General features: G+C 35.5%; 11 protein-coding genes. 8 read left to right on the top strand and 3 right to left on the bottom strand.

The genetic code is table 11. From position 1 onward, the window contains the following. Positions 1-119 precede the first annotated feature (119 nt). Positions 120-503, bottom strand: a complete 384-nt coding sequence (locus BANA01_RS22235) for a hypothetical protein (RefSeq protein WP_063254820.1) — start codon at positions 501-503, stop codon at positions 120-122. Positions 504-782: 279 nt separating this feature from the next. Here BANA01_RS22235 and BANA01_RS22230 point away from each other — a divergent pair, with 279 nt between their 5' ends. Next, the gene (locus tag BANA01_RS22230) at positions 783-1,382 is read left to right on the top strand and encodes an NADPH-dependent FMN reductase (protein ID WP_063254828.1); all 600 of its coding nucleotides are present in this window, start codon (positions 783-785) and stop codon (positions 1,380-1,382) included. 215 nt (positions 1,383-1,597) lie between these two features. Here the strand turns inward: BANA01_RS22230 and BANA01_RS22225 are convergent, their stop codons facing one another. Continuing rightward, positions 1,598-2,350 (bottom strand): GTP cyclohydrolase II, encoded by a 753-nt coding sequence (locus BANA01_RS22225; RefSeq protein ID WP_063254819.1) that lies wholly within the window; start codon positions 2,348-2,350, stop codon positions 1,598-1,600. Between the two features lie 204 nt (positions 2,351-2,554). On the opposite strand from BANA01_RS22225, the gene BANA01_RS22220 reads away from it, so the two are divergent. From BANA01_RS22220 to BANA01_RS22200, 5 genes are all read left to right on the top strand, one after another. After that, the gene (locus tag BANA01_RS22220) at positions 2,555-3,424 is read left to right on the top strand and encodes a cation diffusion facilitator family transporter (RefSeq protein WP_063254818.1); all 870 of its coding nucleotides are present in this window, start codon (positions 2,555-2,557) and stop codon (positions 3,422-3,424) included. Between the two features lie 408 nt (positions 3,425-3,832). Next, complete coding sequence (locus tag BANA01_RS22215) at positions 3,833-4,180, top strand: hypothetical protein (RefSeq protein WP_063254817.1); 348 nt, start codon at positions 3,833-3,835, stop codon at positions 4,178-4,180. A 71-nt stretch (positions 4,181-4,251) separates the two neighbouring features. Next, positions 4,252-4,560, top strand: coding sequence for a hypothetical protein (locus BANA01_RS22210; RefSeq protein WP_063254816.1), 309 nt, complete (start codon positions 4,252-4,254; stop codon positions 4,558-4,560). 68 nt (positions 4,561-4,628) lie between these two features. Continuing rightward, entirely contained in the window at positions 4,629-4,925 is a 297-nt protein-coding gene (locus BANA01_RS22205) for a hypothetical protein (RefSeq protein WP_063254815.1), read from the top strand. 57 nt (positions 4,926-4,982) lie between these two features. After that, positions 4,983-5,348 carry a hypothetical protein gene (locus BANA01_RS22200; RefSeq protein ID WP_063254814.1) on the top strand — a complete coding sequence of 122 codons (366 nt, stop codon included), beginning with the start codon at positions 4,983-4,985 and terminating at the stop codon, positions 5,346-5,348. A gap of 99 nt (positions 5,349-5,447) precedes the next feature. Here the strand turns inward: BANA01_RS22200 and BANA01_RS22195 are convergent, their stop codons facing one another. After that, positions 5,448-5,894, bottom strand: coding sequence for a GNAT family N-acetyltransferase (locus tag BANA01_RS22195; RefSeq protein ID WP_082799631.1), 447 nt, complete (start codon positions 5,892-5,894; stop codon positions 5,448-5,450). A gap of 148 nt (positions 5,895-6,042) precedes the next feature. Here BANA01_RS22195 and BANA01_RS22190 point away from each other — a divergent pair, with 148 nt between their 5' ends. Together BANA01_RS22190 and BANA01_RS22185 are read left to right on the top strand one after the other, a co-directional pair. Continuing rightward, positions 6,043-6,423: a DUF1259 domain-containing protein gene (locus tag BANA01_RS22190; protein WP_063254813.1), complete on the top strand. Its 381-nt coding sequence runs from the start codon at positions 6,043-6,045 to the stop codon at positions 6,421-6,423. A gap of 306 nt (positions 6,424-6,729) precedes the next feature. Further along, positions 6,730-7,719 carry a DUF3231 family protein gene (locus BANA01_RS22185; RefSeq protein WP_063254812.1) on the top strand — a complete coding sequence of 330 codons (990 nt, stop codon included), beginning with the start codon at positions 6,730-6,732 and terminating at the stop codon, positions 7,717-7,719. Positions 7,720-7,776 lie beyond the last annotated feature (57 nt).

Genomic DNA, 7,776 nt, shown 5'->3' with positions numbered 1-7,776 from the left:
TATTGTAAAAGAATCAAATAGACAAACTAAACCTTTCAAGGACAGAAGCGTCAGCCGACGCTTCTGTTTTCTTTTTTATTTACACTAATCCTGATCAAAAAGAGAGACATTCTGGTTTTTTAATCCTTATTGGATTTGAACTTTTTAAGAAAGCTATTAAAATAAGGGCTGACTTCTTTAATAATTGGTTTATATTGATTAGATGTTGTAACAAACATATGCATGGTTTCCATAAGCAATTCCAAATCGACATTTTTCAGCGTATTTTCAATCGTGTTTAGATGTTTTGTAGATTTCTTTTCCAGAGCTTTTCTCCTATTCCCCAAAAACCAATCATCTAAGCCAGATGATTCCCTAACGAACTTGGAATTGTTTTTTTGTTCTGAATGGACTTGATGATCATCGCTTTCATCAATGTCGCTCTGTTTACTGTTTCCAAACATTAATCTTGTGAAACGGTCATTTTCTCCCTTCGGTTTATAATCTTTATCGTTCTCTGCCAATAGCCTCATCCTCCTAGTTTCTTTACCATAAACTATGAATGGAGCTGTCCCATGGTGTGGACAAAATTATGAATAAAAATAAAGATGTGTAGTTTCCATTTACATACATAATTGCGGTAATTTTTTCTTATTCTAAGGAACCTTGGATGTTTTTTATATATTCGCCGTAGTGGTATAAACCTAAATAAATTAACTGATATTAGCTTTGAGGAGATTTTATTTAGTAAGGAAAAGGGGGACTTATAACAGATAAATTTAGCCAGAGGCGGTGTGTGAATGATGGGTTTTTTAAGTAAATTATTTGGTACTCAAACGAAGGAGGAAAATAACATGACGAATGAAAAGTTAAATATTGGTATTATTCTTGGCAGTACACGCCAGGGTCGTGTAAGTCCACAAGTTGGAGAATGGGTAAAAGGGATTGCTGATAAGCGTGGAGACGCTAATTACGAAATCGTTGATATTGCCGATTTTAATTTACCATTCTTAGGCACAACCGATGGCTCCGAACCAGGAATTGCCGATTGGAACGGAAAACTTGCCAATTTGGATGGGTTCGTATTTATTGTCCAAGAATACAATCATAGTATTACAGGAGCATTAAAAAATGCCCTTGATTTTGCACGCGAGGCTTGGAACAATAAAGCAGCAGGCATTGTCAGTTATGGTTCAACAGGTGGTGCCCGAGCAGCTGAACATTTACGTGGAATCTGCGGGGAATTAATGATCGCTGATGTGAGGGTACATCCAACTTTATCTCTATTTACTGATTTTGAGAACGGTACAGATTTCAAACCTCAAGATTTGCACCTTAATAATGTAAACGCAATGCTTGACCAAGTGATTGCATGGAGTGGAGCATTAAAAACTTTGAGATAAAATTAGTTACACAAGTCGTAGAACCTAGAATAAAAACAATTTATTACTTAATTACACCTTATTAAGTTTTCCCTTCCCCTAAAAAAACGTTGTCCATTCTATTTCAAGGAATGGAATGGACAGTGTTTTTATTCTTATTCCTTTTCCTTTTTAGTTCCTAACTAATGGATTAACCACTTCAAATTTTTTAGAGCTACATCCTTATATAATTCATATTAGTCATTACAGCAAGTTCCCTCTTCTTCCAAATGACCAGACTTGTTTACTTTTGTTTTCAAATATTTCTCATTATATTCAGAAATATCTCCCCATAAAGGTTCTCTTCCCGAAACCTCCAAACCTGCATCCTTTAATGCTTGTAATTTTTTAGGATTGTTTGTGATGAGTGTTACTGTTTTATTCCGTAATGCTTTTAGAACAAGAATGGCATCCCCATAATTTCTTGAATCATCCACAAAACCAAGAGCTTCATTTGCCTCAACTGTATCAAAACCGTTTTCTTGTAAAATATAAGCCATTGCCTTACTAAACAAACCTATCCCTCTGCCTTCATGATTAGCTAGATAGAATAAGGCACCAGTCCCATGTTCCGTAATCATTTTCATTGACTGCTTTAATTGGAATCCGCAATCACATCGTTTACTTCCAAATATATCACCTGTATGACAGATAGAATGGAATCGAATGATAGCATCGTTATCATATTCAAAATCTCCATAGACTAAAACGCTGGATTGTTGAAACTCTGCTAGGTTAACGGAGGATAATTTATCAATAATTCTTTCAAAATCTTCCGTTACCTCATCACAATTCAGCCAGCAATACCACTGGAAGACGACCGTTTCTCCGTATAAATTAACGGGAAGTCTAATCGGGCCCACCAAGTAAATAGCACCTTTGTCGGTTTTAATCAGTTGAATTTTGTCTTCTAATATCTCCAGAACTTTTTTATCGAATGTTTTTTTCATTTTATAAACTCCTTTTTTGAATAGTTTTTGCTAACTTTGCAAAAATAATTTCTCCTTATTTTTTTAGGAAATAACTTCCCAAAGGTTTAAACAAAATGTTTACCACAATCAATATTGTTAGAAGAGCAACACAAGGTTTCTCTAGACCCACACAATATTTCTGTTCCATAATGGATAGGGTACTTGATCGATGGAGGATAGATAATGGAAGAACAAGCATATTTGGATTTAAAAAGAGGAGAACGAGGAGCAATAATAAGTATTATTGCTTATATTTGTTTGTCCTCATTAAAGATACTAGTTGGGGTTGCAGCTGATTCAGAAGCCTTGAAAGCGGATGGATTTAATAATGCCACTGATATAGTCGCCTCAATCGCTGTATTAATTGGTCTGAAGTTATCACAGCGGCCGCCAGATGACAACCATCCTTATGGGCACTGGAAGGCGGAAACGGTCGCCTCTATGGCAGCTTCGTTCATCATGATGGGGGTTGGAATTCAAGTTACAATACAAGCAATTTCTAGCGTTTTTAATAGAATTGAAGAATCTCCAGATTTATTTGCAGCGTGGACAGGACTTTTTTGTGCTTTGGTTATGTATTTTGTTTATCGATATAATAAAAAACTAGCAAGAGAAATAAATAGCCAATCCGTTATGGCTGCGGCTAAAGATAATCTATCAGATGCATGGGTTAGTGTGGGGGCTTTCGTGGGAATAATCGGCGCTCAATTTGGTCTCCCTTGGTTAGACCCTATTGCAGCGATCATCGTGGGCTTAATTATTTGTAAGACCGCTTGGGATATTTTTCGTGACGCATCTCACCATCTCACAGATGGATTTGATCAGGAACAATTGGAAGCCTATAAAGCGTCCATTATCAAATGTAACGGTGTAAAAGGCGTTAAGGATATTAAAGCAAGGAATTACGGGAATAACGTAGTAGTTGATATTGTAATCCTTGTCAACTCCAACCTGGATTTAAAGAAAGCTCATGATATAACTACTGAGGTTGAGGATATATTAATAAACGAGCATAGTGTCTATGATGTCATTGTCCATGTTGAACCGAACTAATTATAAAAGACAGCTATCCATTTAATTGGTTAGCTGTCTTTTTTATATCATAATACTGTTGCTTATAAAGAAGTCCTAACTTCTTTATCTGTTAGGACTGGGGGTGCAAACGTACATCCCTTGATGAACTGGATCTTTATTTTTTTTGAAATAGATATACATTAACTGAGAATTTTTTAAAAATGATTAGAAAAACCAGTAACTATAATAGTATGTTCACAGTATCTGCTAATAAAAGGTTCGATTCTTCTTGCAGTATAACAGCTTCCCCACTGCAAAGGTTCTGTCATGAGGGGATCGAATTGCACATTAATAAAAAAAGGTGTTTGCCCCTCTATAATTTGTCCATTCCTAAATGCATTTGAAGAATAAACTAATTAACATGTAAAGGAAGTGGGGTGGATAAAAATGATTAGAAGACAATTTAATAATCAGGGAAATCAAAGTTGGTTTAGAAGTACTAATAACCGTAATAGCAATAACAATAACCGAAATAACAACAATAACACTAATATAGATATTGAGGTAGATAATGATTTTGAAAACGATATACGCAACATTTCAGAATCAGATGCAACTGCCGATGTACGTAATACTGACAGAAATACAAATGTGGCAAGAGCAACTGTCGACAATTCAGGAAATGCTCGAGTCAATGTTGTATTAAACAGCCGCAGCAATGCACGCGTTAGAACGGATCAAGAGCAAGACAATGATCAAGACCAAAATACTGATGTGGATATTGATGTTGATTGATTTTTTAGAGACTATTTAATCAATACTTCTTAAACTCTATAAATTAATTTACTATTTTGGGGGATTACAAAATGGATAGAAGAAGAAATAATAATATAGCTGGTTCAGGAAGAAACAACCGTAATAACACCAACACAGATGTTAATGTAGATATAAATAATGATTTTGAAAATGATATTCGCAACGAAGCAGATTCGAATGCAGAGGCTGCCGTACGTAATACTGATAGAAATACAAATGTGGCGAGAGCAACAATCAATAATTCAGGAAATTCTCGTGTAGATATTACACTAAACAGCAGAAGTAATGCACGGGTAAGATCAGATCAAGAGCAAGATAATGATCAAAACCAAAATACAAATGTGGATGTTGAGTTTTAGGATATTTTAGATTTATTTCTTAGAGTTTATTATTAATAAAATTTAAAACATTTAGGGGGATTATAAAAATGGATAGAAGAAATTCAGGTAGAAACCGCCGTAATAACACAAACACAAACACAAACGTTAATGTGGATGTAAATACGGATTTTGAAAATGATGTTCGCAACCGTTCAGAATCAGATGCAGATGCGGAAGTACGTAATACTGACAGAAATACCAATGTGGCGAGAGCAACAATCAATAACTCAGGAAATTCCCGCGTAGATATTGCACTAAATAGCAGAAGTAATGCACGAGTAAGATCGGATCAAGACCAAGACAATGATCAAGACCAAAATACAGATGTGGATGTTGATTTTTAATTAACAATTAAGGGTGGGATAACTGTATTCCACCCTTAATAAGGATAGGTGGAATTCATGGAAAAATACCGAGGTAGAAACAGGCATACCCCTTCTGGTTGGCAAAAGTCAAGGTTGAATACTACTAACACCTCTGAATCCTTTGCTTTCGAAAAAGATGATGTAAGGATTAACAGTGAAAACATTAATACGATAGGACAAAGCGGCAATTCTGATGTGGATGTACAAGTTGATGTATTTGTTGATACGACTCCCATTGCATTTGCCATCCTAACTTCCCTGCTCGCAACTAAACAATTAACGGTGGCAGAGTTTAATGAAGCAGTTCGACATCTTGAAATTCTTACCCAAGATAAAGATTTTAATGCCACTACATTTATACCTAATAATGTTTCCGATGTAAAATTATTCAGAAGAAATTAGGGATGAGTGGACTATTGGTCCACTCATTGTTAAGTATGAGATTGTTTAATCCAAAATGCCTTGTTAATTCGGGGTGGGAATTCATAACTATTAAAATCATTAACCCAATAAGTCTTTAACCATTGTAAAATAACTGCTACCAGGAGGATAATCTTTAATTTCACCGACCACTTTATATCCTTTTATTTCATAGAAAGAGCGTGCTTGAAAACTAAAAGTAGTTAATAGTGCTTTTTTTGCACCTTTCTCCTTAGCTAACTTTTCCGTTTTATCAAGCAAATCCCCGCCTAAACCTTTACCCCTAAATTCTTCACGAAACCAAAAATCATTGATTTCAAGCCAGTCCCAGTAAACATCTGCGGTTATGCCACCAATCCATTTTTTATGATTATCCGAAACAATAATATTTATGGGTTGCACTGAACCTTTGTTCCTCGCTTCTCTATGGTGTAAGGAGTACTTATTATTAAACTCCTTTATCATTGTTTTTAAAAAAACAGAAAATTCTTCGTGACTCTCCGTTAAAATTTCTATATTATATTTCATTCTCTTACTCCTTATTTATGTAATTACATGTTATTCAACTAACCTTAAACCATTTATTACCTATTTTATCGCTGGTTAATGAAAAAACCTAAACAAGCCTTTTTGTTATTCATAGGATATAACATATTAATAGAAAGAAGGTTTTACTATGTCAAATTGTCAAAGACTTGCAGACATAATCGGCGGTGAAGTTGTTCAAGCGACTCCTGTTTGTGTAGTTATGCGTCTTCGAGATGATATTCGAGCAACTATTTTAGGTCGTCGCACGCTTTCTCCGCTAGCACTTCCATTTATGTTATCTTTTGAGAATAATGGTCTTAACCTAGGTGAAACTGTGCTCCTTCAAAGGGAAATTAATCCAATGCTCGATGCATTACGCTGCAGAGGTATAATCGTAACAGCATTTCATAATCATTGGCTGTTTGAAGAACCGCGCTTAATGTATATGCATTGGGAGAATGTTGGAATGAGTCCGGCTGAGTTTGCTAGGAACAGTATAGAAGCTGCCAAAGAAGCGGGACTTTTCTAAAAAGGCTAGCCATTTGTGATATCTACTAAAACATCACAAATGGCTTTATTTCTACTCAATTCCTTCTTCAGCTACTAAAATAAAGTTCAACAAAAAGAAGCGTTAATCCTGCTTGGAACTACGCCGCTGTTAGTTCGTTGTGTCCATAACTCATATTTTTCATAATCATTGTAAAAGCTAGAAGAAACGGCAAGGATGAGTTTTTATTGAACAATGGCAAAAATACATAGTTTCTCTGACTTAATGTTAACCAGGGTTACCAATGCCATAAAATAATCTCTGAATAATAAATTGGAGGTATTTCTTTTGGATATTTTTAGGAAAGCAAAAAACAGCACGTTAACCGCTGCCGAAGTATCTGCTCTTTGGCTGCAATATACAGGTGATAGTATGGCCATCTGTGTTTACAAATATTTTCTTGCCATTGTTAAAAACGAAGAGATAAAACCCATTATGGAAACCGCATTAGAGATGGCTGAGAGCCATGTTACAAAAATCACCAAATTCTTACAAAGTGCTAATTTCCAAATTCCATTAGGATTTACAGAGAATGACGTGAATATTAATGCGCCTCGTCTTTTTTCTGACCAATTTTTACTTTTTTACTCCTATATTATGACCATACATGGTTTAACCGCCTATGGCTTAGCGATTACAAACTCTGAGCGACAGGACATTCAAAATTACTTTTATGATTGTATGACTTCTACAAAGGACCTGTTTCAAAGAATCGTGGAATTGGCTAAAGACCAGCCAAAATTTAAAAGTGTTCCCTCCATTCCTTCTCCTCACGGGGTGAAGTTTATGGAAACACCAGGATTCATTGCAAATTTAATTGGAGATAAGCGACCATTAAATGGTTCGGAAATCAGCACTTTATTTTTTAATTCCACGAAAACGGGATTTATCAGCTCGTTAAGTTTAGCTTTTAGTCAGGTAGCTGTGCGTGAAGACGTTCGTAATTTTCTTTTAAAAAATGTGAAATTAGCAGGAAAAGATGCTGAAGGTTTTGACGCAATTTTACAAGAGGACCATTTACCAATCCCTGAGAAATGGGATGCCGAAATTACCGATTCTACCGTAAGCCCCTTTTCTGACAAATTGATCATGTTTCATGCAGGTTTTTTAGTCAATGCAGCCCTTACCTACTATGGTGCCTCACTAGGTTCCAGCTTTAGATCGGATATACTCGTAAACTATACGAAAGTATTTACCCACGCTTTGGAGGCTGGCGCTATTTCCTACAATATTATGGTTAAACATGGATGGTTAGAAAAACAACCAGATTCCGGTTAATCGAATGTTCTCTTGTCCAGAGATGATCTAACAATAATTATGCGTTGTACGATAGTG

Source organism: Neobacillus niacini NBRC 15566, from assembly GCF_001591505.1.
Lineage (GTDB): Bacteria > Bacillota > Bacilli > Bacillales > Cytobacillaceae > Neobacillus > Neobacillus niacini.
This window is presented reverse-complemented; position numbering and strand designations above follow the sequence as displayed.

What these genes read in the sequence shown, in the direction of transcription:
- BANA01_RS22230 (WP_063254828.1), top strand. Translation starts at nt 783, where the DNA reads ATGGGTTTTTTAAGTAAATTATTTGGTACTCAAACGAAGGAGGAAAAT.
- BANA01_RS22225 (WP_063254819.1), bottom strand. Translation starts at nt 2,350, where the DNA reads ATGAAAAAAACATTCGATAAAAAAGTTCTGGAGATATTAGAAGACAAA.
- BANA01_RS22220 (WP_063254818.1), top strand. Translation starts at nt 2,555, where the DNA reads ATGGAAGAACAAGCATATTTGGATTTAAAAAGAGGAGAACGAGGAGCA.
- BANA01_RS22215 (WP_063254817.1), top strand. Translation starts at nt 3,833, where the DNA reads ATGATTAGAAGACAATTTAATAATCAGGGAAATCAAAGTTGGTTTAGA.
- BANA01_RS22210 (WP_063254816.1), top strand. Translation starts at nt 4,252, where the DNA reads ATGGATAGAAGAAGAAATAATAATATAGCTGGTTCAGGAAGAAACAAC.
- BANA01_RS22205 (WP_063254815.1), top strand. Translation starts at nt 4,629, where the DNA reads ATGGATAGAAGAAATTCAGGTAGAAACCGCCGTAATAACACAAACACA.
- BANA01_RS22200 (WP_063254814.1), top strand. Translation starts at nt 4,983, where the DNA reads ATGGAAAAATACCGAGGTAGAAACAGGCATACCCCTTCTGGTTGGCAA.
- BANA01_RS22195 (WP_082799631.1), bottom strand. Translation starts at nt 5,894, where the DNA reads ATGAAATATAATATAGAAATTTTAACGGAGAGTCACGAAGAATTTTCT.
- BANA01_RS22190 (WP_063254813.1), top strand. Translation starts at nt 6,043, where the DNA reads ATGTCAAATTGTCAAAGACTTGCAGACATAATCGGCGGTGAAGTTGTT.